The following is a 25,139-nucleotide window of genomic DNA, read 5'->3' as shown; positions in this document are numbered from 1 at the left end:
AGCCACGTTCAATCCTTGGAAATAGCTCAAAAAAATCGCCCTGGCGGGCCGGTTCCGTCATCGTCGCGCTCCGCTGCGACAAAACTCCCCATCCAGTAATGTGAAAACGTGAGTCGCTTCTCACATTTAGCGGGCCGGGGCAAACCTTGCACTGGCGATACTATCGCATCGACGAATTTGGGTGCCAGAATTCCGGCGCGATATTATTTCGCGCCTGCACAACGGATTGATGCAAGACTGCCCGGATCTCCGGAAATGCGCGTCAACAAGGCTTTGCTGTCACTGGTCAGCGCACAGGCATGGACGCCGATGGTGACCCCGTCCTGCGGCAGGGTCTTGCCCTTGGTGTCGAATGCGAGCCGCCAGCGATTCTCGGCCGGGGCGCGGAACAGGGCGACCACGCCAAGCACTGCACTTCCTTCACTCAACTGCTCGGACAATTCCTGCCGGGCACCGGGGGTCAGTACGACTTCGTTGACCGACAGCAGGTCCGCACCCAGGGCCGCCTGCTCGCCAGCCTGGTCCAGGAAGGCGTTGAAGGGGGCCTGTTCGAAGCGCTGCAGACTGCGCAGGTGGTAGATCTTGACCACCGCGGCAGTGGCCCGCTTGTCATTGCCGGCATTGAGGTTGCTGCCGGCATACAGGCGAAGCGGGACGATCGGGGGCGCCTGGGGTTTTTCCTCACGGATGCCGACCGCCTGCAGGGTCTTGTCCATCGCTTTACCCAACTTGCTGTCGCTGGCGCAACCTGCCAGGGAGCCGGACATAATCAGGGAGAAAATCGTGACGGAGATCACGCGGCGGAATCGGAAAAGTTGCGCATTCATGTGCAGTCGGCGGGCTCGGAGTGCGGGGTAAAAGGTGCGCGTATATGCGTTTTTGCTCGCGAATATCACATCGGGATGTGAAGAGTGTGTCTACCGGATTCGCCATATTCTTGACGAAATTCACTATACCGGCGCGTATTCGCGAATGTACACTGCCGCCGACAGGGGCAGGAATCCCGTGTGTTGTATCGGCGGAGATTCGGCTTCCTTTAGGAACTAATTTCGACGAGGGATCACTATGGAAGTGAAGGCAATGGGGAAGGCTGTATACCGGCCGATGTTCGCGCTGATGATGTTCTCGGGCCTGGCGGCCTGCGCATCGGCACCGAAGAAGGCCGAGGTCGTGCCGTTCGAAACCACGCTGAGCAACGCGGAGGCGCAGGTGACCGCTGGCGGTGCCGATGCCGCGATCAGCGCGTTCGAAGTGGCGGCCAAGGCCGACCCGACGCGCAAGGAGCCGTGGGTGCGCATCGCACAGCTGCAATTCGATCAGGGCCAGTACGCCCGCGCGATCGTCGCGGCGGAAGAGGTGCTTCAGCGCGATCCCAACGATCTGGTGGCTGATGGCGTGATCACCGTTGCCGGTTTCCGCGTTGCCAACCAGTCGCTCACTCGTCTGCAGGGGCGTGGTGCACTGGCGTCGGACACCGCACGCAAGGAAGCACAGACGCTGGCCACCACCCTGCGCAACACCATGGGTGACGCGATTCTCGATCCGACGCCCAAGCCCAAGCCGCGCAGCCGCGCCCGCGCAGGCCGTGCCGTCGCTCCGGCCGCCAACGCGCAGCCCGCCGCCACGCAGCCGGCCAAGCCCGCTGCCCGCTCGAACACCTCCGATCCGTTCCAGAACATCGGCAACTGATCCGGAACCGGCCCCAGTCAGGAGACACTCATGGCCAAGAAGGAAAGCATCCAGAAGCGGCTGCAGAAGATCCGCCCGCCGCGCGTCCAGCTCACCTACGATGTGGAGAAGGGTGACGCGATCGAGCAGAAGGAACTGCCGTTCGTGGTAGGCGTGATGGGCGATTTCAGTGGCAACCCGGAGCAGCCGCTGCCGAAGGTGAAGGATCGCAAGTTCGTCAACGTCGATCTGGACAACTTCGATGAAGTGATGGAAGGCATCGCGCCGCGCGCGGTGTATCGCGTGCCGAACAGGATCAGCGACGAAGGTGGCGAGTTCGGCGTCGAGCTGAAGTTCAACTCGATCGAGGATTTCCGCCCCGAATCGGTGGTGGAGCAGATCGAGCCGCTGCGCCGGTTGCTCGAGTCCCGTACCAAGCTGGCTGATCTTCGCAACAAGCTGGCTGGCAACGAGAAGCTGGAAGACCTGCTGACCGATGTGCTCAACAACACCGAGCAGCTGAAGAAGCTCGGCGTGACCAAGGAGGACTGACCCATGTCAGCTGAAGCCAGCCAGTTGGCCGCCCAGGCCGTCGAAACCGAAGAGGTGGGCCTGCTCGACCAGATCGTCGAGAAGAGCAAGGTCGCCAAGTCCAAGACCGAGCATGATCGCGCCAAGGACATCATCGCCGCCCTGGCGAAGGAAGTCCTCGACGGCACCGTGGTGGTCTCCGACAACCTCAACCTGACCCTTGACGCACGCATCGCCGAGATCGACCGGATCATTTCCGAGCAGCTCAGCGCGGTCATGCATGCCGAGCCCTTCCAGAAGCTGGAAGGCAGCTGGCGGGGGCTGCATTACCTGTGCCAGCAGACCTCCACTGGCCCGAACATGAAGATCAAGGTCTTCAATTCGCCGCAGAAGGACCTGGTCAAGGACTTCAAGTCGGCCATCGACTTCGACCAGAGCGCGCTGTTCAAGAAGGTCTACGAGGAAGAATTCGGCACGTTCGGCGGTGCACCGTTCGGCGCGCTGATCGGTGACTACTTCCTGGGCCGCCAGCCGGAGGACATGTACTTCATCGAGCAGATGTCGCACGTGGCCGCAGCGGCGCATGCGCCGTTCATTTCCGCGGCCGGCGAAGGCATGTTCGGCCTGGAAACGTTCACCGACCTGGGCAAGCCGCGTGACCTGGCCAAGGTGTTCGACACCGTCGAGTACGCCAAGTGGAAGTCGTTCCGCGAGAGCGAGGACAGCCGCTACGTGGGCCTGACCATGCCGCGCTTCCTCGGCCGCCTGCCGTACAACCCGAAGGACGGCACCACGGTCGAGGGGTTCAACTTCGTCGAAGAGATCGAAGCGGCCGACCACAGCAAGTTTCTGTGGTGCAACACCGCCTACGCGATGGGTGCGCGCCTGACCCAGGCGTTCGAGAGCTTCGGCTGGTGCGCGGCCATCCGCGGCGTGGAGGGCGGTGGCCTGGTCGAAGACCTGCCGACCCATACCTTCCGCACCGACGATGGCGAAGTGGCGCTGAAGTGCCCGACCGAAGTGGCGATCACCGATCGTCGTGAAAAAGAACTCAGTGACCTCGGCTTCATGCCGCTGGTGCACTGCAAGAACACCGACTACGCCGCGTTCTTCGGCGCACAGTCGGCACAGAAGCCGAAGAAGTACAACACCGATTCGGCCAATGCCAACGCGATCCTGTCTGCACAGCTGCAGTACATCTTCGCGGTCTCGCGCATCGCCCATTACCTCAAGGCGATGATGCGCGAAAAGATCGGCAGCTTCGCTTCGGCGGGCAACGTCGAGGAATTCCTGAACCGTTGGATTGCCCAGTACGTACTGCTGGACGATAACGCGTCGCAGGAAGCCAAGGCGCAGTTCCCGCTGCGTGAAGCCTCTGTGCAGGTTTCGGAGGTGCCGGGCAAGCCCGGTGTCTACCGCGCGGTGGCCTTCATCAGGCCGCATTTCCAGCTCGATGAGCTGTCTGTTTCGTTGCGTCTGGTCGCCGAACTGCCGGCGTCCGCGAAAAAGTCGTAACGATTTGCTTCAACTGAAGCGTCCAGGGGAGTCCGCTCCCCGGATTGCAGTGACGCTTATTTCAAGAGGGCGTAGCCCCCCTTAACCGCCAGGCCCGCGCCTGGCACATCAAATCTCACGGAAGAACGGAATTTAGGAGACCAGATATGCAGCACGCTTTCCTCTCGATTGACACCATCAAGGGCGAGTCGCACGACGACAAGCACAAGGACTGGATCGAAATCCAGTCGTTCTCGCAGGACCTGTTGCAGCCGCGTTCGGCCACCGCGTCGACCTCCGGCGGCACCACCGCAGCCCGCGTGAACCTGTCCCCGATCGAAATCACCAAGTCGATCGACCTCGCCTCCACGGCCCTCAACCAGGCCGCCTCCAACGGCACCACCTTCCCGAAGGCGCAGATCCAGTTCATGCGCGCCGACAAGGACGGCAACGCGATCAATTACTACACGGTCGAGCTGCTGAACGTGCTGGTCCACCGCGTCACCACCACGGTGGACAAGGAAGGCATGCCCCAGGAAGTTGTTCAGTTGAGCTTCGGCGCCATCAAGTGGACTTACCAGCAGCAGAAGCCGGAAGGCGGAGTTGGTGGCAAGACCGTCGCGCAGTGGAGTGCAACCAAGAACATCCCGAACTACACCGTGTGATGTTGTGTCGCTGCGATGGCGCCTCGTGCGCCATCGCAGTCTGATCGCCGGGCAAGGCCAGGAACGGCCTTGCCCTTGATGCACCGCTGCCGCCCGCACGGATGCCGAACCTGAGTGGATCGACCAATGAAGGGACTCGAACCCAGCCTGCTGGAAAAACTGTTCGACGACGCCCCCAAGCAGACGGGCGCCGGGCCGGTCTTCAAGTCCGTCTCGCTGGAGCAGTACAAGGAATCCATCGCCCGCGACCTGGAGGGGCTGTTGAACTCGCGCGCCGCGTTCCAGGAAGGCGACATGAAGGAATTCCCCAATTGCCGGCAATCGCTGCTGACCTACGGGTTGGCGGACTTTTCCGCGATGAGCCTGGCCAACGCCTACGATCGTGCTGGCATCTGCCGCTCGCTGGAGCAGGCCGTGGCGCGCCATGAGCGCCGCCTGCGCAACGTCAACGTCCATCTGGATGCGGGCAACCAGTTTGCCGGCGGGCTGCATTTCACCATCCATGCGCTGCTCGACCTGGAGCCTGCGCGCGAGCCGGTCAGCTTCGATGCGATGCTGCAACCCTCGACCCTGCAGTACCAGGTCACCCGCGCACGTCGCACGCAGGCCGCCTGATGCAGGACCTGCTGCCTTACTACGAACGCGAGCTGGGCTACCTCCGCCGTTACGGGCGCGAGTTCGCCGAGCGCTACCCGAAGATCGCCGGTCGCCTGCAGCTCTCCGCCGAGGGCAGCCAGGACCCGCATGTCGAGCGCCTGATCGAGGCCTTCGCGCTGCTCAGTGCGCGCGTATCCAAGCGCATCGAGGATGACTATCCCGAGTTCACCGACGCACTGCTGGATGTGCTCTATCCGCACTATCTGCGGCCGTTCCCCTCCTGCTCGATCGCCCATTTCGATACCGAAGGGGTGGCCTCCAAGCTGAGCGCGCCGGTACGCGTGCCGCGTGGAACCGCCGTCCAGAGCCGTCCGGTCCGGGGCGTGCCCTGCGATTTCCGTACGGCCTACGATGTGGTGCTGGCGCCGGTCGGCGTGCAGCAGGTGGTGTATCGCAGCGTCGCCGATGCGCCAATGGCGACGACCCTGCCGGCCGGAACCGGTGGCCAGATCTCGATGGGCTTCCAGCTGCTGTCCGATCAGCTGGGTTTTCACCAGTTGGGTACCGATCGCCTGCGCCTGTTCCTCGATGGCGAGCCGTCGGTACGGGCTGCGCTGCGCGATGCCCTGATGCTTGGCGTGAAGGCGGCCTACGTCGAATCCGATGGCGACGGACGCTGGCGGCGCCTGGACAGCGTGCCGTTGAGCCCGGTCGGGTTCGCCGACGATGAGGCCCTGATCGACTTTCCGGCGCGCTCGCACCCGGCCTATCGGCTGTTGACCGAACTGTTCGCCTATCCCGAGAAATTCGGCTTTGTCGACCTGCACCTGCCGTCGGTGACGGCGGGCGCCAGCCGACGCTTCACCCTTCACCTGGTGCTGCACGCCCAGGGCCAGGACCGGGGCAACGCGATGGTGCTGGAGGAGCTCGGCGCACACAACGTGCGCCTTGGCTGCACGCCCATCGTCAATCTGTTCCGCACCAGCGGCGAGCCGATCCGTGTCACCCATCGTACGGTGAACTACCCGGTGCTGGCGGATGCACGCCGCGCGTTCGCCTATGAAGTGCATTCAATCGACTCGGTGCACCGCATCCGGCAGACGCCGCAGGGCGAGCTGATCCAGGCATTCCGGCCGTTCTATTCGCTGCATCATGGCGAAGACCCCGAGCGCACCGGCCAGTACTGGGTGGCGCGGCGGGACGAAGACATCGCGCGGCAGAGCCCGGGTTTCGAAACCGAGATCAGTTTCGTCGACCTGTCGTTCAATCCGGTACTGCCGCAGACCGATACGGTCAGCCTGGAGCTGACCTGCAGCAATCGCGACCTGCCCAACCAGCTGGCGTTCGGCGTGGCCGGGGGCGACCTGACCATTGAGGGCGGCAGCCCGGCCAAGGCGATCAGCCTGCTGCGCAAGCCGACCAAGCCGCTGCGATTCCGCCATGGCCGCAACGCGCAGTGGCGCCTGATCTCGCACCTGTCGTTGAACCAGCTGTCGCTCACTGCCAGCGGGCTTCCGGCACTGAAGGAGATGCTGCGCCTGTACGACCTGTCCGGCAGCAATGTGTCGGCCCGCCAGATCGACGGCATCCTCGAGCTGCAGCAGACGCCGGTGACCACCTGGATGCACGGCCGCCAGTTCGCCTCGGTGGTGCGTGGCCTGGAAATCCGCTTGACCATCAATGAGGCCCATTTCGTGGGAACCGGCGTGGCCGCCTTCGCCCAGGTGATGGACCACTTCTTTGCACTCTACGTGCATGCCAACAGCTTTACCCGACTGGTGCTGGTATCCGGCGACAGCGGAGAGGAGATCGTCCGATGCCCAGCGCGCAGCGGCGAATCGATCCTGGCGTAGCCCAGCAGCTGCTGGCCGAACCACACCGCTTCGAGTTCTTCCAGGCGGTGCGCCTGCTTGAGCAGGTGTTCCAGCGCCAGGGCGTCAAGCCCGGCCAGGCGGTGCCGATGCGCGTGCGCTTCCGCAACTCGCTGTCGCTGGGGTTTCCGGCCACCGAGTTGTCGGCCGAGGGCGAGGTGTATTCGCTCAAGGGTGAGCGGCTGTTGGACCGCGAGGCCGTGGAACAGGCGCTGCATGGCGAGGAACTCGCCGAGGTCCACCTGACGCCGCAGTTCATGGGCTTGCTGGGGACGGCCGGTGCGTTGCCCCTGCACTACACCGAAACCCTGCAGCTGCGCGAGCTCTACCAGCGCGACCGGACCGCGCGGGCGTTCCTGGACATCTTCTCCACCCGTGCGGTGTCACTGCATTACGCTGCCTGGAAGAAACATCGCCTGGCGCTGCAGTACGAGCTGGATCGCCGTGAGCGCTTCCTGCCGCTGGTGCTGTCGTTGCTGGGCATGGGCATGAGCGAGCTGCGCGACCGCCTGCACGAGGGCGACGGCGAGATCTTTGACCAGGCGGTGGCCTATTACGCCGGCGCGGTGCGGCAACGACCGGTCTCGGCGGCGCTGATGCAGCGCGTGCTGTCGGACTATTTCCAGGTGCCGCTGCACCTGGAGCAGTTCGTGGGCGCGTGGTACCGGGTGCCGCCGGGGCAGGCGACCCGCCTGGGCCAGGCCAACGCGGTGCTGGGCGCCAGCGCGCTGGCCGGAGACCGGGTGTGGCAGCGCGACCTGCGCCTGCGCCTGCGCATCGGGCCGCTGCGCCGCGACCAGTTCGATGCGTTCCTGCCGGGTGGCAGTGCCGCCGAAGCGCTGTCCAAATGGCTGTCGCTGCTGACCGGCGGCATTCTTGAGTATGAAGTTCGCCTGGTGCTGCGGGCCGAGGATGTGCAGGGCAGCGCACTCGGTAGCGCAGGGAGCGTCCGCCTGGGCTGGGACAGCTACCTGTGCACCCGGCCGCAGGATACCTCGCGTGAGGACACCACCTATGGCATCCACACATTGCAATGACACTGCGCCGATGGCGTCCGCGCCATCGGCCCCCGAACGGTTCCAGCAAGGAGTGCGCGTTTCCGCATGAGCATCAACCTCAAGACCCTGATCAGCAAACTGGACGACACCTGCCGGCAGGCCGCCGAACGGGCGGCGAACCTGTGCATGGCACGCGGCAACTACGAGGTGGACCTGGAACACCTGTTCCTGGCCCTGCTGGAACAGCCGCAGAGCGATTTCGTGTTGATCGCACGGCGCAGCGGCATCCTGCCCGAGTCGCTGGAACGCGATCTCAACGACGAGATCAGCCAGTTCAAGACCGGCAACAGCCGCACTCCGGTGTTCTCCCAGCACATTCCCAAGCTGTTCGAGCATGCCTGGCTGATCGCCTCGCTTGACTCGGAAACCACCCGCATCCGCAGCGGCCATCTGCTGCTGGCCCTGCTGACCGAACCCGACCTGGCGCAGCTGGCTTACCGGGGCTCCAAGCTCTTCGTGCGCTTCAAGCGCGACGAGCTCAAGCACGACTTCGCCAAGCTCACCGAGGGCTCGCAGGAAGCGGTGCAGACCGTGCGCTTCGCCGATGCCTCGGCCGGCGGTGAAGCGGGCGAGGACGAGGGTGCGGTGCCGGGCGAGGCCAAGGGCGGCCTGTCCAAGACGCCGGCCCTGGACCAGTTCACCACCAACCTGACCCAGCGGGCGCGCGATGGAAAAATCGACCCGGTGATCGGCCGCGATGGCGAGATCCGCCAGGTGATCGACATCCTGATGCGCCGCCGCCAGAACAATCCGATCCTTACCGGCGAGGCCGGCGTCGGCAAGACCGCCGTAGTCGAGGGGCTGGCCCGCCGCATCGCCGACAAGGACGTGCCGGACGTGCTGCAGGGGGTGGAGCTGCACACCTTGGACATGGGCCTGCTGCAGGCTGGCGCCAGCGTCAAGGGCGAATTCGAGAACCGCCTGAAGAACGTGATTGACGAGGTCAAGAAGAGCCCGCATCCGATCATCCTGTTCATCGACGAAGCGCACACCATGATCGGTGCCGGCGGTACCGCCGGCCAGAACGATGCAGCCAACCTGCTGAAGCCGGCACTGGCTCGCGGCGAGCTGCGCACCATCGCCGCCACCACCTGGGGCGAGTACAAGAAGTACTTCGAGAAGGACGCCGCGCTGGCGCGCCGCTTCCAGGTGGTGAAGGTCGAGGAACCGAGCGAGGCGCTGGCTGCGGCGATGCTGCGCGGCATGGTCGGGCTGATGGAGGCGCACTTCAACATCCGCGTGCTGGATGAGGCGGTGACCGAAGCGGTGCGCCTGTCGCATCGCTACATCAGTGGCCGCCAGCTGCCGGACAAGGCAGTCAGCGTGCTCGACACCGCGTGTGCAAAGGTCGCGCTGGGGCAGAGCGCCACTCCGGCGATCATCGAAGACACCCGCAAGCATCTGGACCGGCTGCAGGCGGAGATTTCCGCACTTCAGCGCGAGACGGCCGGTGGCAGCGACCAGCATGGCGAACGCCTGGCTGAACTGCATGCACAACAGGCCGAAGCGCAGGCCGTGCTGGCCAGCAACGAAGAGCGCCTGGGCCGCGAACGTGACCTGGCCGGCCGCATCGCCGTACTGCGCCAGCAGATGGAGCAGGGCGAGGCTGCATCGGGCGATCCCGAGCCGTCCAACGACGACAACGAAGGCGATGTTGCCGTGGCCAAGCCGGCTGCCAAGCGCGGCAAGGCCAAGGCCGAACTCTCGCCGCAGCATGCCGAGCTGGCGCGGTTGCAGGCCGAACTGCGTGAGCTGCAGGGCGAAACCCCGATGGTGCCGTTGCAGGTCGACGGCACCGTGGTGGCCGAAATCGTTTCGGCCTGGACCGGCGTGCCGCTGGGTCGCATGGTCAAGGACGAAATCCGCACCGTGCGTACGCTCGGCAATCTGTTGGTCGAGCGCGTGATCGGCCAGGACCATGCACTGGATGCGATCGCCCAGCGCGTGCGCACCGCCACCGCCAAGCTGGAAGACCCGAACAAGCCGCGCGGCGTGTTCATGTTCGTAGGCCCGTCCGGCGTCGGCAAGACCGAGACCGCGCTGGCCCTGGCCGACATCCTGTATGGCGGCGAGCGCAAGCTCGTCACCATCAACATGAGCGAGTACCAGGAAGCGCACAGCGTGTCCGGCCTGAAGGGCTCGCCGCCGGGTTACGTGGGCTACGGAGAGGGTGGCGTGCTGACCGAAGCCGTGCGCCGCAACCCGTACAGCGTGGTGCTGCTGGATGAAGTCGAGAAGGCCCATCCGGACGTGCTGGAAATGTTCTTCCAGGTGTTCGACAAGGGCATGATGGATGATGCCGAAGGCCGTGAGATCGACTTCCGCAACACGCTCATCATCCTTACCTCCAACATCGGTTCCTCGCAGATCATGCAGGCCTGCCTGAACAAGCCGGCCGAAGAGATCCCCGGCGCGGAGGCATTGTCCGACGCGCTGCGCCCGGTACTGATGCGCACCTTCAAGCCGGCCTTCCTCGGTCGCCTGAAGGTGGTGCCGTATTACCCCATCAACGATGACGTGCTGGCGCAGATCATCACGCTCAAGCTCGGCCGCATCCGCGACCGCGTCATCGCCAATCACAAGGCCACCTTCAGCTGGGACGACAGCCTGGTGGAGGCCGTGCTTGCACGTTGCACCGAAGTGGACTCGGGTGCGCGCAACGTTGACCACATCCTCAATGGAACCCTGCTGCCGGAAATCGCCGAGAGCGTGCTGGCGGCAATGGCCGAAGGAAACCGGATCAACGCCATCAAGGTCACCGCCGGCAAGAAGGGTGACTTCAAATACAAAGTGTCATGACACTGAGCAGAAGGAGAACGCTGATGGAATTCTATGGATTTGACCGCGAAGCGGCCCTCAACCACTGCGACAGCCTGGAACTGGGGCTGGGCCGTGAACTGGACCGCGTGCGTGCCTGGAACCGGCTGCGCCCGGAGCATGTGATCGAGCTGCTGGACACGGCCGTGCCCGCCGCCCGCCAGGATGCCCGCAACGTCGCCGCGCAGATCAGCCGGGGTTCGTGGCGCATCCACATGGATGCCCCGGTGGTTGGCAAGCCGCAGCTGGTGAGCAACGTACGCGAACTGCAGATCACCGCCGGCGGCCGCGATTACCGCCTGAAGATCAGCGAGGGCGTGCGCCTGCAGCTGGAAGAGATCGTCCAGGCTGCCTGACGGACGTGCGTGCCTGTCGCCCCGGCCGGGGCGCAGGCCGCGCGCACGCGGGAAGCGGAGTACACCGATGCGCATGCCGCATGCAGACCACCTTGAGGTACGGGAAGTAGGGGAAGCACCATGGATCTGGTAAACAACCTGCGGGCAGCCTTGGCCGGCCCCTCGCACGCACAGCGCTTCCTGCGGCTGCACACGTCGCTGGGGAGCGATGTGCTGGTGGCCGAAACCCTCGATGGCGTCGAGCAGATCGACGGCATGGGTTTCCAGTGGACGATCACCGCACTGTCGCTGGATGCCGGCCTGTCACTGGCACCGCTGATCGGGCAGGGTGCGCTGCTGCAGCTGCAGCAGGCTGACGGCAGCCTGCGCCCGTTGCACGGTCGCATCACCGCCGCCGAGCGGCTGGGCAGCAATGGCGGCCTGGCGCGCTATCGGCTGCGCCTGCAGCCGTGGCTGGCGTTCCTGTCGCAGCGGGTGGACAGCTACGTCTTCCACGACAAGACCGTGGTCGAGATCGTCGAGGACCTGTTCGCCGACTACAGCGGGCTGGCACCGGCCTGGCGCTGGTCGCTGGGTGACGCCAGCCAGTACGCGCGGCGCAGCCTGACCACGCAGTACCAGGAAAGCGACCTGGCCTTCGTGCAGCGGCTGCTGGCCGAGGAGGGCATCTATTACTGGTTCGAGCATGCCGGCGAGCCCGGCGGCGCGGACTTCGGCACGCATACCCTGGTGCTGGCCGACCATAGCAACGACACCACCGAACTGGGCCGCGTGCGCTTCCATCGCCGCGACGAGAGCGAGCGCAGCGACAGCGTGGAGCAGTGGTCCACCGCGCACCGCTGGCGGCCGGGCAAGGTCGAACGTACGACCTGGGACTACCGCACCCTGGAGCGTCGCCAGGCCAGCGCCGAGGCCGAGCAGGGCAACGACCTGGGCATTGTCGACCGTGATACCTGCGGCCCGTATGGCTGGCAGGACAACGCACGCGGCCAGCGCCGCGCGCAGCAGCATCTGGACGCGCTGCGCGTGCGCACCCATACCATCGACGGCGCCGGCCAATGGCGGGCATTGGCACCGGGCGCGCGCTTTGGCCTGTCGCAGCATCCGCAGGTGGGCGAGGACGCACAGTTCCTGTGCCTGTCGGTGCTGCACCAGGCGCGCAACAACCTCGATGCCGACGTGTTCGACGCTCTGGAACAGACCCTGGGTCCGTCCAGCGTGGCGGTGCCGGCGCTGCCGGATGCGCTGTCCGGGCTGGCCTACGGCCAGGCGCCGGGCGAGGTGTCCACCGCCTTCTACGATAACCGCTTCGTCGCCATCCCCGCCGAAGTGAACTACCGGCCGCAGACCGAGGACGGCCACGGCGCGCACCTGCATCCGCGGCCGACCATCACCGGCACGCTCAGCGCGATCGTGGTCAGCGACGGCGACCCGTTGCTGTCCGACCGCGACCATCGCATCAAGGTGCAGTTCCCGTGGCAGCGCGGCGGCAACGCCAGCAGCGGCCTGGCCCATCCCGGCGGCGACGACAACGCACCGGCCAACGGAGGCGCCTGGACCTGGGTGCGGGTGATGACCCCGTGGGCCGGCGACAACTGGGGCGGCGTGGTGCTGCCGCGGCGTGGGCAGGAAGTGCTGGTGGCGTTCCTGGAAGGCGATATCGACCGCCCGGTGGTGGTCGGTGCGGTCTACAACGGCCGTGGCCAGCAGGACGCACAGCACAACCAGATCAACGGCGGGGGCGCCACCGCCACCGGCAACGCCGCCGCCTGGTTCGAGGGCAATGACCACGCGGCGGTGTACACCGGTTTCAAGAGCCAGGCGCTGGCCGACAGCCAGGGCGGCACCGGCGGCTACCAGCAGCTGCGCTTCGACGACACGCCCGGGCAGGGCCGCGCGCAGCTGTCCACCACCCAGCACGAGACCACGCTGACCCTGGGCCACCTCAAGGGCGGCCAGGACAATGTGCGCGAAGGCGAGCGGGGTTTCGGCGTGGAGCTGTCCACCCAGGCACAGGGCGCGCTGCGTGCCGGACGCGGCCTGCTGCTGACCACCGAGCAGGGCTCGCCGCAGATGGCCGCGCCGCAGGCATTGAGCCAGCTGCAGGAAAGCCAGCAGCTGCTGCAGCAGCTGGCCGAATCGGCCGCCAACCAGCAGGCGCAGCTGCCCGGCGAGCCGACCGAGCTGCCGGTGGACACCACCCTGACCGAGCTGCAGGAGACGCTGCGCGCCACCCACAGCGGCAGTGCCGCCGGCAGCATCGCCGGCGGCGATGGCGAGGCACCGGGCTGGAGCGCGCCGGTGCTGCTGGGCAGCGGTGTGGCCGGCGTGCTGAGCCTGACCCCGGCCGACCAGGTCTGGGTCAGTGGCACCCACACCACGCTGGCCAGTGGCGTGGCACTGAACTGGATGACGCAGGGCTCGCTGACGATGGCGGTGGCCGGCGGTCTGGTGATGTACACCGCCGGCGTGCAGCCCAGCGGTGAAAGCCCGAACCAGGAGCGCGGCATCGCGCTGCACGCCGCGCAGGGCAAGGTGAGCGCGCGTGCGCACAAGAACCAGATGATCGTGGCGGCCAAGACCAAGGTACGCATCGCCAGTACCGAAGCGGACGTGCAGCTGTCGGCGCCGAGCAAGCATCTGCTGGCGACGGCGGCGGGGGCCTACATTCGCATTGAGGGCGACAACATCGAGCTGGGCGCGCCGGGAAAAGTGGAGTTCAAGGCCAGCCAGCGGGAGTGGGTGGGGCCGGCGAGTGTCAACGCGCCGCTGGTACTTCCTAATCCAGCTGACGCCTACAAGCTCAAGTACGTGCTTCGCGATTTCGCGGGACAGCCGATGCCGAACTCACCGTATGTGCTTGTGATGCCCGATGGCAGTGCACGGGAAGGTACCACCAATGCGCAGGGTGAAACCGAGCAGGTGGTGACCAAGGGCCCGCAGAACATCCATCTCTTCGTCGGCGACGGTGAAACCAAGCACGAAGGCTATTACCTCAACGACGAAGCGTAAGCGCGCAGACCGTTACGGCGCGACAAGGAAGACACCATGGCAACTGGAAATTTCAGACTCTATTACCTGGCTGACAACGGCCAGCAGCGTCCTGCCGCGAAGGTCCGCTACCGGATCCTGCAGCTGCCTGATCGCAACGAGGTCGTCAATGGAACAACCGACGCACAGGGCCTCACGAAGTTCGTGAATACCACGCCGAATCCGTTGCAGAACCCGTTGGACAAAGGTGTCAAGCCTGCTACGCAGGTACCGTTCCTTCCGCCCTCAACAATACGATTCCAACTGGAAGTCTGGGACTTCGACCAGCGCAAGTGGGCGCAACCGGACTTCGCTGGCCGCCAGAAGAAGGCGGTCTCGCACGACATCGAGCTTCAGCTCAACAGCACCATCATGACGATGGCACCGATCCAGTGCGCGCTTGAACTGCAGCCCTATTTCCGGGTGAAGTTCCAGATGCAGGCCGACCAGAAGGCGCTACCCAATGCCCCTTACCTTGCCTATGCGGTGGATGCAAAGGGACGCGAAGTTGCTGGCAACGACGCGGCGGGCCGGCCAATCAAAGGAAATACCGACAAGAACGGCATGACGCCGCGCATTACCTGCAACGGGCGTCGTCGCTTCAATTTCAATCTGCCGGGAAGCAAGGTCGGCCGCAACACTGACATGCTGGAGCCATTGATCAAGGGACAGTCCACCACGCTATATGTGCTTGGCATGAAGAGCCAAGTAGCCATGAGCGAGTCTGGGCAGGGGCGGACAGCCAGAGTCGACGGCAAGATCAGCGCGCCCGCAGTTCTCAACGCCGAGGCACGCGAGCTGCTGTTGCTGACGCCGGATGTCTGGAACGAGTTCGAAGAACTCAGCGGCATGATCGAGAATACGATGGCCGGTCTGCACCGATCCAGGGCGAATCTTGACAATGCGTTGCAGGGGCGCGATGCCGAAGCAGTAGCCGCCGCCGAAAAGGCGTTGGGTATTGCTGAAGACAATGTGGCGAAGATGCTGAATGACAACTTCTCGAAGCTGACAGACTTGAAGGAGGTTGTCACCTTCGAGACCTACGACAAAGGCAGGCACGCAGGCAACGGAAGTCTGGCTGATCGTTCCGGCCTACGCCGTCGCTACATTCCCGCCAAGAAGTACGAGGAACTAAAGAAGCGGCGGATCATGGGTATTCCCACAGCGGTGAACACCTCTGTCGGCACCAAGGTCAAAGGTGGTCCGGTCAGTGGCTCCAGCGAGGGCAAGCACGAGGTGACCGGCACCAAGCCATTCGACGCGGCGGACTTCAAGAAGTCAATCCGTTCCATCACGCTGCAGGCGAAAGCCGAGACAAAGATGGATCCGTTCGTCTTCGACATCATCGACGCCGGCGGCAACGAGTTCGTGGAGCACGTCCAGAAAAGCGATTCATATGAAGTTGCGAGCGCTTCGCAGTGGCTGCGTTTTGTTGCGGGCGCAGGTGCCAGCAGCGCTGCTACGTGGAATCCTTCAAAGGGAGTTGCGGCAGCGAAGGCTGAGGCCAATGCCTCTGCCAAGTTGATTCTGTTTGAGGGGAAATGGACGCACAGCTACTCCGTTCCAAGCATCAAGGGATGGCAGATGCAGTTCGGGGATGTCGATCTTGGAGCGATCGTTTTTGTACTGGCCTGTGAGCTGTACGGGTTCGTTGGCGCCAAGGGCACGCTCGCCGGCTCTGCTGAAATCAAATACGTAGGCAAGAAGCCCGTTGCTACCGCCCAACAGCGTGACCGTTCGCAATCGCTCGCCGAGAATTTTGACAGCCAGCGGGGGCTGCCGCGCGCGCAGCTTGATCCAGCCCGGGTGCGCATGCTGGGCATGAATGAATCGGCTCCGAAGGGGAGCGGAGCGGGTGTTCAGCTGACCGCTGAGGTTTTCGCAGGCGTGGAGGGGGGGATCACGCCTTCTGGTGATCTGCGCTGGTTGCCGCCAGATCGCAAGGAACCTGTGAGCTTCGCCAAGATTGCATTGGATGTGGCAGTCAATGCGGGCGCAGGCGCAAGCGCGCAACTCAACATTTACTTCAACAGCGGGAAGTTCCGCATTCGTGCATCTGCACGACTCTGCTGGGGTGTAGGCGCAAAGGGGGCAGTGGATTTCGCCGTGGACGCAGGTGGCATGCAGGAATTCGTGAAATGGGTGTTCTACCAGTTGGCCCACTCCGGATTCATCAAGCTTACCTATATCGCGCAGGACGCATTCAACGTTCTCTCCAAGTTGTTGTTCATGGTCGTTGCAGAGGATAGCAGCATGGGCAAAGCACTGGCTCAGACCATCGACGAGATCAATGATCGCTTCGACAGGCTGCAGGGGAGGCTGCAACGGGCGAGCGCTCGTGATGCACTGGTCAATCGAATCAACAGCAAGCCGGACTGGCTCATTTACGCAACACCAGAGACCAGGGGGATGCTGCTTTACGCCGTTACCCGACACTACCCTGAATCACATGCGCGCAATCTTCCTGAGTTCTCTCCGGGTTGGGGCGACATCGAGATCCACGCGCTGCCAGGGCACAAGCAGGCTGTGCTGAACATTCTGCAGCCGGTCACATCCAGGCCGGAGTGGATGAATGTCATGCAACACATGACGATCGAAGGAAAGCGCCGGCCCGACGGCGGCAAGGCGGAAGGTGACGTGGTGCGCTTCCTCGATTACGGCTACTCGCTGAACAATGATCTGCCCAACGTGTTCGGGACGATGAACAAGCACTCGCGCGACAAGGTCGGCGATGTGGGGAATTCCTATCTCCAGTCCTTCCTTGAGAAGCGCGCAAAGTTGCTCAATGAGTTCCCGAAGGGATACGAGGTGGCTCAGATCATGAACATTGATGATCCAGTACAGCTGGCTGCGTTGGACGGCACCGAAGCTCCGACTTTCGCAATGATGGATCCCCCGGGACTATGGTTGGATCGTGACGATCAGACCATGCTTGCATGATGCCGCCGAGCGGCGATGTATCGCCGCTCCCTGGTACTTCAGACAGCAGGCCCCAAGCCTTAGTCCTGAGTAACGCAGCGGAATCCATGGCTCCTGTTCTGATTGGAATCAATCTCGCTCCCATCCGTATCCTTGTGCCTTGGAGGATTCGGGAGGCGATGATCGCGAGTGAAAGTCATTGAAACCAGGGCGAGTGAGTCGCCGCCGCGATTGCTGTTTCCCCGGATGACCTTCTCTGTGCCGCTCTTTGGGCCGGTGGGATTTCTTGAATCACCGCCGGAGTATTCAGCTTCGTACCAATCCTGGACCCATTCGTAGCCATGGTCGATCATGTCGTATAGACCGGCTGGGTTGGGAGGGAACCTGCCCAAGGCAGTTCCGCTACCGTCCTCATATTGGGAATAACTCGCGACATTGCGACCATCATCAACGGTGCCTGTATCGGTCGGATACACAACCATCTTCCCACCGGAGCGCGCCGCGAACTCCCACTGTGCCTCGGTGGGAAGTGTCAGCTTCCGACCTGATGTTGCTCCGGCCCAGTTGCAGAAGTCCACAGCGTCCTGCCACTTCACTCCCGCCGCGGCCTTGAGGTCAGCACGATATCGCTTTGCGTCAAGCGCTGAGGTGCCTACCCTTGGGCGGCCAGTCGCGTCCGTGAAAGCATCAAAATCTTCAATCGAAACTTTATGCGCCATGATCGAAAAACCGTCCAGCGTGATTTTCCGGAGGACGTCATCATTCATCGCTCCACTGTAGGGCAGCTTGTCCTCGTTGTGCACGGGGCCAAAATCACCCATCAGGAACGAGTCACCCTTGATCGGCACCAGGTCCGACATGATCTTTTGCTGAGTAGCTGTACCGGAGCCACGGTCCACTTGGACAGATGGTCTTTCCTCCTTGGCGCATGCAGTGGTAGTAAGCGGCAGGGTGGCGAGCAGGACGGCTGTCCGAAGTGAAAGCATAGACATGAAGAATTCCTTTGGCCGAGCACTGCATAGTAGCAGCGGACCTGGCGCACTAAGTGAATACCCCGTCGCAACGAGAAGGCTGCGATTGCGCCATCTTCAGGTCCGCCCTGCCCAGTATATGATGCGCTTGCCAAGCTCTCCGGCACTCATCGGGTGATAGATGCGACTTTGTCGCCCCTTCATGGCTCTATGGCTGGAGCAGGTCGACTAGGCAGTGCTCGGGTGAAGCTTGGGGTGCGGCAGTATCTCGCCAACCGCCCTATGCATCCGGCTCGAATCCTCCGCCCTCAGTCCCGATTGACGCAGCGGAACCCGTGGCTCGCATTCTGATTCGCATCAATGTCACTTCCGTGGGCGTTCTTGAGCTTGGGGGGATTCGGAGGCTGGTGATCGCGCGCAAACGTCATGGCAACAAATACAAGTGAATCACCGCCACGACTGTCATTCCCTCGAATTACCTTCTGGGTACCCTTCTTCGGTCCAAGAGGATTTTTTGCATCACCTCCCGTGTAGTTTTCCTCGTACCAATCCTGTACCCATTCATAGCCGTGATCTGTCATGTCGTACAACCCTGCCGGATTGGGAGGGAACTTGCCCAGAGAGGATCCGCTGCCGTCATCGTACTGGGAATAGCTCGCGACATTGCGACCATCTTCGATGGTGCCTGTATCGGTCGCGAACAGAACCATCTTGCCTCCTGACCGTGCCGCGTACTCCCACTGTGCCTCGGTTGGGAGTGTGAGCTTACGACCCGACCCCTTCCCAGCCCACGTGCAGAAGTCCAGGGCATCCTGCCACTTCACTCCGGCAGCGGCCTTGGGATCGGCACGATAAAGCGTCGAGTCAATCTTCGAAGTACCCACCCTCGGGCGGCCAGTAGCGTCCGTGAAAGCATCAAAATCCTCAATCGACACTTTGTGGGCCATGATCGAAAAGCCGTCCAGCGTGATCTTTCGAAGCACGTCATCGTTCATGGCTCCGCTGTAGGGCAGTTTGTCCTCGTTGTGCACGGGGCCAAAATCACCCATGAGGAACGAGCCTCCCTTGATCGGTACCAGGTCAGATACGACCTTTTGTTGCGTAGCTGTACCGGGGCCGCGCTTCGCTTCGGACGGGGAATCTTCCGCCTTGGCACATGCAGATGTAGTGAGTAACAGAATGGCTAATAGAGCTGCAGTCCGGGGCGAGAGTGTGGACATCAGGGACTTCCTTGGCCGAATGATCCATGCTATCGCGCTCGCCCAGCCAGTGCATCCCGATCGAGCGGAGTGCACAATCACGTGGGCCCGTCGGTGGCGACACTGGCCGCCCAGTAGTCGCATGGCATGTCATGCTCGCCAACGCTGCGGGAAAGGGAGATTGGATGTATACCGGATGGATGCGCGATTTTCCCGTGGGACGTCCACTTTCTCCCCAGGAGAGTGCATCGCGTTTCAATGTACATGCCGCTCAATCCGTGGCGCCCGCCGAACACGCCTGCCTGGTACGCTTCAATTCGACCTGCATCGAGCTGATCGATCGCCGCTTCCGTCTGCGGGGAATGGTGTCGACCACGGTAGTCCTGCTTGGCACGCTGGGGCTGTTCCTGCTCGGCTTCTTCCTGCTCTTCACTCTGGTCTTCCCCAACCTGGAGGGGGACATATGGGACTGGGTGATGTACGGCATGGTGGGCGCTTGCGTGGTCGGCGCCCCCGCACTGTTCTGGCATATCACCCTCCGATACGAGTTCTTCACCTACGTCTGGTACCCGACGAGATTCAACCGGCGCAACCGGAAGGTCTACTTCTTCATGGGCGGGAAGGAGGGCGCGGTGTCCGTCCCATGGGATGAGGCCGTCTTCTACATCGGGCAAGGAACCAGCGAGGAGTTCCTGCGTGACCTGCGGTGCAGCATCGTTGAGAATCATCTCGTCAAGCGGACCTTCGCTGTCGGTCACTACTTCGATGACGAGTTGAAAATACGTGGCATCTGGGAGTTTGTCCGCCGCTACATGGAAGAAGGGCCCGCCGAGGTGGTCGACACCATCGACGGTCGGCAGATGAACCTGTCGGTCAAGCCTTCCCTGCGCAACTGCTATCTGTTCGTGGTCGCCAGCCTTGGGCCGGCCATGCTGAGTGCCCGGTTCATGCTTATGCCACTGCTGCTGCCCTTGGTGCTCTGCCGGTGGCTGGTCCTGAAGTCCTGCCGTGTGCCAGTGTGGCCGCAATGGGTGCAGGATGAGTGCGAGGTCGACGCGAATGACCCTCTGAGGCTGGCCGAGCCTGAGGTCATGGCGCAGTCGGAGTGGGATCGTCGTTCAACTCGATCAGGATAATGCCGCAGATGAGTCAGTTCGCCGGCTGGCTTGCCCAGCGCTATCGCAACAACCGCCCCCTCTCCCAATATGAAGAAGGTGCCGATGTGCGCCAGTTCGACTCTTCGGCGTTTACGCCGATCAACAAGGGCATCATCGGATTGGATGCTGACTCCATGGAGTATGTGGATCGGCATTTCTTATACCGCGGATGGGCTCTGATGGGTGGCAGCGTCTTTGTGGTGCTGGGTGCAATCTTCATCATTGCGATGCTGCACGCGGCTATCTCCACCGAGAACAAAGCTCAGTCACTTGATGCCATCTATGCTGCCGTCGGCGTTAGCACCCTGGCTCTCGCGTTTGTCGGATTTGTCTTCTGGATGCTGATACTGCGGGACATCTTCCGCTACCAGTACTACCCCATCCGCTTTGACCGAACCACGCACCAGGTGCATGTCTTCACAGGCGGACGCAACAAGGTGATTTCAGCGGCCTGGTCGGATGTCCGCTTCATCATTGGCAGGGACAAGCCCGCTGGGCCCGGTGACGACTACACCTACGATCTCAGGGGCCTGGTGATGCGCGGCGATCAGGTCGTGCACACCTTTGCGGTAGGCTCGGATTGCGGTTCGAACCCTGCCGTCGTGCTCGCGCACTGGGAAATGATCCGGCGCTTCATGGAGCAGGGGCGTTCCGCGCTTCCGTTCCCGCCGTTGCAGCTCTACACCTCAGTGGTGCCGAGCTTCCGCAATGCGTTCATCATTCATGTCTCTTCTGCGGGCGCAGGGCTGATGTGGATTGCACTGCCGCTCACCTTGCCCTGGGCGCTGTTCCGCTTCCTTGCGATGAAGCTGTGCCGCAAGCCGGTCTGGCCGGCGGCCGTGACCCGACGTGGAACATCCGAGCCTTCCGATACGCCGCCGCTGCGTGCGCCGGCCGTATACGGGCGAGTGGATCATGCGGGCGGCCGGGCGGATCAGATGGATCGATTCTGGAAGGAATCGATCGCTGCTGCGAAGGCCCGCAACGATGAAGTGCGGCAGCAGCTCCTGCAGGCAACGAGCCGGGTCTGACAGAAACTGCGCTCGGCAACGTGTGCGGGCTGGTAGCGGTCTTCGGGTACAGCAGAGTCGAGCATGGCTCGACTCTACAAAAACGCGTCACATCGCCGGGCAGGCCGGGTCCTTGCCGCTCACCGCTGCGCAGATCCGGCGGCGGCAATCCACGCCCTTCAGCGACGCGGGGCTGGGGCAGGCACGCAGCTGAGCCTGGATGTTCGATTCGGTCGATGCGGACTTCTTGCTGGCCACGCGCTCGAAGGCGGCGCGCTCGTCTTCGGTGCGTTTGCGCTGGTCGGCCTCGATCTGTGCGATCAGGTCGTCCATGCTTTGCGGTTGGGCATTGGCCTTCGTTTTGGCCTTGGCCTTGTCCTCTTCCTTGATGATGCCGAGCAGGGTGCCGAGCAGGTTTTCATCGCCCTTGCTCTTTGCGTCGCTCTGCGTTGCGGCACGCGAAGCGCGTGCGGCAGGCGCAGGACTACGTGCGGCCGCCCCGCTCGCTGCAGTCGCCGCCGATGGGGCCGCAGCGACCGAAGCGGCATCAACGGATGCAGGCGCTGTGTCTGCGGCAGGTGCAGGCAGGGCCGGCTCACCGGCGGTGGCCGGCGCATCGACGATCATGGCAGCGCCGTCACGCGGGGCGCCCGCCGGAATGTCCGGGTGCCCGGTGGCATGGGCCGGATCCGGTGTGAGCGAATACTCGCTCGGTTCCGGATAATCGCTGCTGCCGGAGAAGCCCCAGACGGCCAGCCCGGCAAGGGCGACGACAACGGCGCCGATGCCCAGCCATAGCCCCAGGCGTCGATTGCCACCGGCCGACACGCGCGCAGCACGAGGGGACGCGGTTGCCTGCCGGCCCTCCATGTCTGCCAGAATACGGCCCGAATTCGGGGCCTGGCCCTTCGCCTGCGCTCCCCCTGAGAGCAGACTTGGCCGATTGATTCCGCCATTATTCAAGTGCATCCAGCCCTTGGTTTGACTCGGCATCTGCCGAAGCGAATTTCCGCATTCTTAGTGAAAGGCGGTGGGGCGTCAACCAGATTACGAGTCAAGGAGGACCGGTGTTGCCAATCGTGGTTGCTGCCATTGCCGTTGTCGCACTTGTGGCGGCGGTGTGCTGGGTGTTGCTGTTTCCCGAGACCGTGGAATCGCTGCGCCAGGCACTGTCGCGCCGCTTGGGCGGATTCCGTCGCAAGGCGGGTCGGGTGGGCGATAAAGTCGGTCATGGGGTTACCCGGGTGCGCAGTGGGGTTCGTGAAGAAGCCGGCGCTGCGCACAGTGCCCTTCGGCGGCATTGGCCGATTATGGCGATTGCGGCAGCGGCGCTGCTGATTCCTCCAACTGTGATATTGATCACACGTCAGACGGTGGTGCTCGAAGATTTTCGCGGCGATGATCTGGCGGAGTCGAGTTCGATGGTCGCCCAGCTGCTGCGGGGGGAGCGCCTGACCCCGCCGCCGCCGCCGCCGCCGGAAGTCTTCACCACCGCCGAGGTGCGCCGCCTGCGGCCTGAAATCGTGACGGCAGACCGCAAGTGGGATCAGATCGATGCCGACCTGCAGCAGCGCGTGCTGGCCATCTATGAGGTGATGCGCCGCCAGTACGGTTACGAGATGGTGCTGATCGAGGGTTACCGCAGTCCGCAGCGGCAGGCCGAGTTGATGGCCGGAGGCAAGGCGACACGTGCCGGCGCCTGGCAGAGCTGCCATCAATATGGGCTGGGCGTGGACAGTGCGCCGATCCGGAATGGCAAGCTGCAGTGGGATATGAACGACGAGTGGACCAAGCGTGGTTACTTCCTGTACGGCGAGCTGGCTGAACAGGCAGGCCTGGACTGGGGTGGAAACTGGCGCAGCATCAAGGATTATGTTCACGTGGAAATGACAGCGCGTTGCCGCGCGGCCCGTGCGGCCAAGCGTGAGGAACTGTCACGCCAAGGGTGATAACCGCATGGCGGTGCTGGTATGGTTACCGCGATGATCTGGGTCGCCGGGGAACAGGGGGCGATGGAGCGCCAGGTCACACAGGATCAAGGAGCATGATGGATGGCACGACCGTTTATCGTCGTCGGTGACAAGCTCAGCCACGGAGGCAGCGTGGTGGCAGGCACCGGCCAGACCGATATCAATGGCAAGGCGGTGGCCCGGGTGGGCGACCGTGCAGTCTGCGCCGTGCATGGCGCAACCTCGATTGTCAGTGGTGACGCAACCGTCGTGATCGATGGTCAGCCGGTGGCGCGCGATGGCGACCGCACGGCGTGCGGAGCGACGCTGATGGCGTCACAGGCCACCACTGGCCTGCGCTGAACGACGCGGTCGACGGGAGCAGCGCATGGAGCACGGCAACTGATGGCGGGATGGCTGGGCAAGGCAGCGTCGGTGGTGATGGTGTTCATCGCCACCTGGGGCGCGACGATTCTTTACTGGCGCAACAGCGGCACGGTACCGACCGGCATGCAGATGCTGGCCTATCTGGGGCTGCTGCCGGTGGGGCTGAGTGGTGCCGGCTTCATGCTGCGCAACGCCGCGCGGCGCGGCGCCGATGTGGCGTTGCAGAAGGCCGGTGAGGATCGTTCCGGCCCGGCCCCGGCCGAACGCGCGAGTGTCGCTGGCGCCCCGTCGGGCGTGCCTGCCGTTGCGTTGCTGGCCGGCCACCTGCGCCTGGGCATGGACCTCGATGCGCAGGCCCTGCTGGCGGCTGCGGCGGCGCCACCGCGCCCGGTGCTCGACGGGCGTTTCCGCGACAACTACAACCTGCCGGTGCGGATGAGCGCAGCACCGGATCTGGACGAATTCGAAGTCCTGCAGGTGCGCCAGGACGGTATCGATACCGCTGCGCACGAACGGCGTGCACTGGCGCTGCTGCGGCCGGTGCTGGAACGCCTGCTGGAGGCCGTCTTCACGGCCCTGCCGGAGATCGAAGCCTCCGAAGAGGTGGTGGTGGCCGGCCTGCGCCGCCGCGATGAGCAGCGCGTTGAGAATATCCTCACCCTTGAATTGCTGGTGCCGGGCAGCTGGTCCGATGGTTTGCGCCCGTGGGTACAGGAGTGGCTGCAGCAACAGGCGCGTAATGCCGGCCTCGATGCGCGCCGCTTCGACGTGCGCATTGCCGTGCTGGATGGCGCGCGCGAGGTGTGGCCGCATGTGCAACGGGTCATCGATGCGCTGGCGTCGTCGCCGACGCCACGCTGGCACCTGCTGTTGGCGGCCGCGTCCAGCATCGATGCCGGCATCGTCTCGGCCTGGCAGTCGGCCGGGGTGCTGGCGACGGCGCAGCGCACCGATGGCCACGTACCCGGTGAAGGCGCAGCGGGCGTGTTGCTGGCCAGCCAGGCTGCTGCACGTGAAGGCGACGCCCGGCTGTGGCGACCCCAGCTGGTCAGTGCCGAGCAGGTCGAGGGGCAGCGCCCGGCAGAACAGCGTCGGCAGCTGGCGGCGCTCGCCACCCAGTGGCATGCATCACTGGCGACCGATGGCGCCCAGGCCCAGTTCGTACTGCACGACGCTGACCACCGGGGCGACCTGATGGTGGATGCCGCTGCCATCGCTGCCACCCTGGCACCCGATCTCGATTTCAGTCCGCAGAGCCTGGCGCTGGCCATCAGCGCCGGCGAACTGGGCCCGGCGCTGCCGCTGGCCCAGCTGGCGCTGGCCCACGCGCAGCTTCAGCGCCAGAGCGAACCTGTGCTGCTGCTCGGTGTCGCCGACAACCAGCAGCGCCTGTTCGGGCTGGTCGATCCTCTTCCTTCCCCGACGCTGACGGCCGAGGCGCCGTCCGCTCCCTGACCCCT

Annotated in this window: 20 protein-coding genes; 16 read left to right on the top strand and 4 right to left on the bottom strand. The window is 63.8% G+C overall.

The annotated features are described in order from the left end of the window. Positions 1-203: 203 nt before the first annotated feature. The gene (gene tssJ, locus VN11_RS12980; RefSeq protein ID WP_053450037.1) at positions 204-827 is read right to left on the bottom strand and encodes a type VI secretion system lipoprotein TssJ; all 624 of its coding nucleotides are present in this window, start codon (positions 825-827) and stop codon (positions 204-206) included. A 238-nt stretch (positions 828-1,065) separates the two neighbouring features. On the opposite strand from tssJ, the gene VN11_RS12975 reads away from it, so the two are divergent. The 11 genes from VN11_RS12975 (at position 1,066) to VN11_RS12925 (ending at position 17,027) form a co-directional block, all read left to right on the top strand. Beyond that, positions 1,066-1,689: a tetratricopeptide repeat protein gene (locus VN11_RS12975; RefSeq protein WP_087944931.1), complete on the top strand. Its 624-nt coding sequence runs from the start codon at positions 1,066-1,068 to the stop codon at positions 1,687-1,689. A 30-nt stretch (positions 1,690-1,719) separates the two neighbouring features. Next, positions 1,720-2,220 (top strand): type VI secretion system contractile sheath small subunit, encoded by a 501-nt coding sequence (gene tssB, locus VN11_RS12970; protein WP_006465402.1) that lies wholly within the window; start codon positions 1,720-1,722, stop codon positions 2,218-2,220. A gap of 3 nt (positions 2,221-2,223) precedes the next feature. Beyond that, positions 2,224-3,714, top strand: a complete 1,491-nt coding sequence (gene tssC, locus VN11_RS12965; protein WP_040007501.1) for a type VI secretion system contractile sheath large subunit — start codon at positions 2,224-2,226, stop codon at positions 3,712-3,714. A 146-nt stretch (positions 3,715-3,860) separates the two neighbouring features. Continuing rightward, positions 3,861-4,358, top strand: coding sequence for an Hcp family type VI secretion system effector (locus VN11_RS12960; RefSeq protein WP_006465355.1), 498 nt, complete (start codon positions 3,861-3,863; stop codon positions 4,356-4,358). 126 nt (positions 4,359-4,484) lie between these two features. Further along, complete coding sequence (gene tssE / locus VN11_RS12955) at positions 4,485-4,973, top strand: type VI secretion system baseplate subunit TssE (protein WP_053450036.1); 489 nt, start codon at positions 4,485-4,487, stop codon at positions 4,971-4,973. Then, complete coding sequence (tssF, locus tag VN11_RS12950; protein ID WP_008268648.1) at positions 4,973-6,808, top strand: type VI secretion system baseplate subunit TssF; 1,836 nt, start codon at positions 4,973-4,975, stop codon at positions 6,806-6,808. The genes tssE and tssF overlap by 1 nt, the downstream gene beginning before the upstream one ends. Further along, the gene (gene tssG, locus VN11_RS12945) at positions 6,772-7,863 is read left to right on the top strand and encodes a type VI secretion system baseplate subunit TssG (RefSeq protein WP_006465179.1); all 1,092 of its coding nucleotides are present in this window, start codon (positions 6,772-6,774) and stop codon (positions 7,861-7,863) included. Before tssF ends, tssG begins: the two co-directional genes overlap by 37 nt. Before the next feature lie 66 nt (positions 7,864-7,929). Then, on the top strand, positions 7,930-10,683 hold the full coding sequence (gene tssH, locus VN11_RS12940; RefSeq protein WP_053450035.1) for a type VI secretion system ATPase TssH: 2,754 nt from the start codon (positions 7,930-7,932) through the stop codon (positions 10,681-10,683). A gap of 23 nt (positions 10,684-10,706) precedes the next feature. Then, the gene (locus VN11_RS12935; protein ID WP_006465048.1) at positions 10,707-11,057 is read left to right on the top strand and encodes a hypothetical protein; all 351 of its coding nucleotides are present in this window, start codon (positions 10,707-10,709) and stop codon (positions 11,055-11,057) included. A 120-nt stretch (positions 11,058-11,177) separates the two neighbouring features. Continuing rightward, on the top strand, positions 11,178-14,069 hold the full coding sequence (tssI, locus tag VN11_RS12930; protein WP_238581806.1) for a type VI secretion system Vgr family protein: 2,892 nt from the start codon (positions 11,178-11,180) through the stop codon (positions 14,067-14,069). A gap of 36 nt (positions 14,070-14,105) precedes the next feature. Next, a complete protein-coding gene (locus VN11_RS12925; protein ID WP_053450034.1) occupies positions 14,106-17,027 on the top strand; it encodes a hypothetical protein in 2,922 nt (973 codons plus the stop codon). 59 nt (positions 17,028-17,086) lie between these two features. Here VN11_RS12925 and VN11_RS12920 read toward each other — a convergent pair whose 3' ends face one another. Then, on the bottom strand, positions 17,087-17,998 hold the full coding sequence (locus tag VN11_RS12920; RefSeq protein ID WP_053450033.1) for a formylglycine-generating enzyme family protein: 912 nt from the start codon (positions 17,996-17,998) through the stop codon (positions 17,087-17,089). 287 nt (positions 17,999-18,285) lie between these two features. Then, positions 18,286-19,197, bottom strand: a complete 912-nt coding sequence (locus VN11_RS12915) for a formylglycine-generating enzyme family protein (protein WP_080374934.1) — start codon at positions 19,195-19,197, stop codon at positions 18,286-18,288. Between the two features lie 131 nt (positions 19,198-19,328). On the opposite strand from VN11_RS12915, the gene VN11_RS12910 reads away from it, so the two are divergent. Next, positions 19,329-20,312, top strand: coding sequence for a DUF6708 domain-containing protein (locus VN11_RS12910; protein ID WP_148564975.1), 984 nt, complete (start codon positions 19,329-19,331; stop codon positions 20,310-20,312). A gap of 8 nt (positions 20,313-20,320) precedes the next feature. Continuing rightward, positions 20,321-21,364: a DUF6708 domain-containing protein gene (locus VN11_RS12905; RefSeq protein WP_148564974.1), complete on the top strand. Its 1,044-nt coding sequence runs from the start codon at positions 20,321-20,323 to the stop codon at positions 21,362-21,364. Between the two features lie 87 nt (positions 21,365-21,451). On the opposite strand, the gene VN11_RS12900 is transcribed toward VN11_RS12905, so the two are convergent. Continuing rightward, positions 21,452-22,336 carry a hypothetical protein gene (locus VN11_RS12900; RefSeq protein WP_148564973.1) on the bottom strand — a complete coding sequence of 295 codons (885 nt, stop codon included), beginning with the start codon at positions 22,334-22,336 and terminating at the stop codon, positions 21,452-21,454. A gap of 74 nt (positions 22,337-22,410) precedes the next feature. Here VN11_RS12900 and VN11_RS12895 point away from each other — a divergent pair, with 74 nt between their 5' ends. From VN11_RS12895 to VN11_RS12885, 3 genes are all read left to right on the top strand, one after another. After that, positions 22,411-23,292, top strand: a complete 882-nt coding sequence (locus VN11_RS12895; protein ID WP_238581805.1) for a M15 family metallopeptidase — start codon at positions 22,411-22,413, stop codon at positions 23,290-23,292. A gap of 102 nt (positions 23,293-23,394) precedes the next feature. After that, on the top strand, positions 23,395-23,655 hold the full coding sequence (locus VN11_RS12890) for a PAAR domain-containing protein (RefSeq protein WP_006451293.1): 261 nt from the start codon (positions 23,395-23,397) through the stop codon (positions 23,653-23,655). A gap of 42 nt (positions 23,656-23,697) precedes the next feature. Next, a complete protein-coding gene (locus VN11_RS12885) occupies positions 23,698-25,134 on the top strand; it encodes a hypothetical protein (RefSeq protein ID WP_053450027.1) in 1,437 nt (478 codons plus the stop codon). The last annotated feature ends 5 nt before the right edge of the window (positions 25,135-25,139 follow it).

It is taken from the genome of Stenotrophomonas maltophilia (assembly GCF_001274595.1).
GTDB lineage: Bacteria > Pseudomonadota > Gammaproteobacteria > Xanthomonadales > Xanthomonadaceae > Stenotrophomonas > Stenotrophomonas forensis.
This window is presented reverse-complemented; position numbering and strand designations above follow the sequence as displayed.

Bases quoted from the DNA above. Each gene is read 5' to 3' on its own strand.
- tssJ (WP_053450037.1), bottom strand. From the start codon at position 827: ATGAATGCGCAACTTTTCCGATTCCGCCGCGTGATCTCCGTCACGATT.
- VN11_RS12975 (WP_087944931.1), top strand. From the start codon at position 1,066: ATGGAAGTGAAGGCAATGGGGAAGGCTGTATACCGGCCGATGTTCGCG.
- tssB (WP_006465402.1), top strand. From the start codon at position 1,720: ATGGCCAAGAAGGAAAGCATCCAGAAGCGGCTGCAGAAGATCCGCCCG.
- tssC (WP_040007501.1), top strand. From the start codon at position 2,224: ATGTCAGCTGAAGCCAGCCAGTTGGCCGCCCAGGCCGTCGAAACCGAA.
- VN11_RS12960 (WP_006465355.1), top strand. From the start codon at position 3,861: ATGCAGCACGCTTTCCTCTCGATTGACACCATCAAGGGCGAGTCGCAC.
- tssE (WP_053450036.1), top strand. From the start codon at position 4,485: ATGAAGGGACTCGAACCCAGCCTGCTGGAAAAACTGTTCGACGACGCC.
- tssF (WP_008268648.1), top strand. From the start codon at position 4,973: ATGCAGGACCTGCTGCCTTACTACGAACGCGAGCTGGGCTACCTCCGC.
- tssG (WP_006465179.1), top strand. From the start codon at position 6,772: ATGCCCAGCGCGCAGCGGCGAATCGATCCTGGCGTAGCCCAGCAGCTG.
- tssH (WP_053450035.1), top strand. From the start codon at position 7,930: ATGAGCATCAACCTCAAGACCCTGATCAGCAAACTGGACGACACCTGC.
- VN11_RS12935 (WP_006465048.1), top strand. From the start codon at position 10,707: ATGGAATTCTATGGATTTGACCGCGAAGCGGCCCTCAACCACTGCGAC.
- tssI (WP_238581806.1), top strand. From the start codon at position 11,178: ATGGATCTGGTAAACAACCTGCGGGCAGCCTTGGCCGGCCCCTCGCAC.
- VN11_RS12925 (WP_053450034.1), top strand. From the start codon at position 14,106: ATGGCAACTGGAAATTTCAGACTCTATTACCTGGCTGACAACGGCCAG.
- VN11_RS12920 (WP_053450033.1), bottom strand. From the start codon at position 17,998: ATGTCTATGCTTTCACTTCGGACAGCCGTCCTGCTCGCCACCCTGCCG.
- VN11_RS12915 (WP_080374934.1), bottom strand. From the start codon at position 19,197: ATGTCCACACTCTCGCCCCGGACTGCAGCTCTATTAGCCATTCTGTTA.
- VN11_RS12910 (WP_148564975.1), top strand. From the start codon at position 19,329: ATGCTCGCCAACGCTGCGGGAAAGGGAGATTGGATGTATACCGGATGG.
- VN11_RS12905 (WP_148564974.1), top strand. From the start codon at position 20,321: ATGAGTCAGTTCGCCGGCTGGCTTGCCCAGCGCTATCGCAACAACCGC.
- VN11_RS12900 (WP_148564973.1), bottom strand. From the start codon at position 22,336: ATGCCGAGTCAAACCAAGGGCTGGATGCACTTGAATAATGGCGGAATC.
- VN11_RS12890 (WP_006451293.1), top strand. From the start codon at position 23,395: ATGGCACGACCGTTTATCGTCGTCGGTGACAAGCTCAGCCACGGAGGC.
- VN11_RS12885 (WP_053450027.1), top strand. From the start codon at position 23,698: ATGGCGGGATGGCTGGGCAAGGCAGCGTCGGTGGTGATGGTGTTCATC.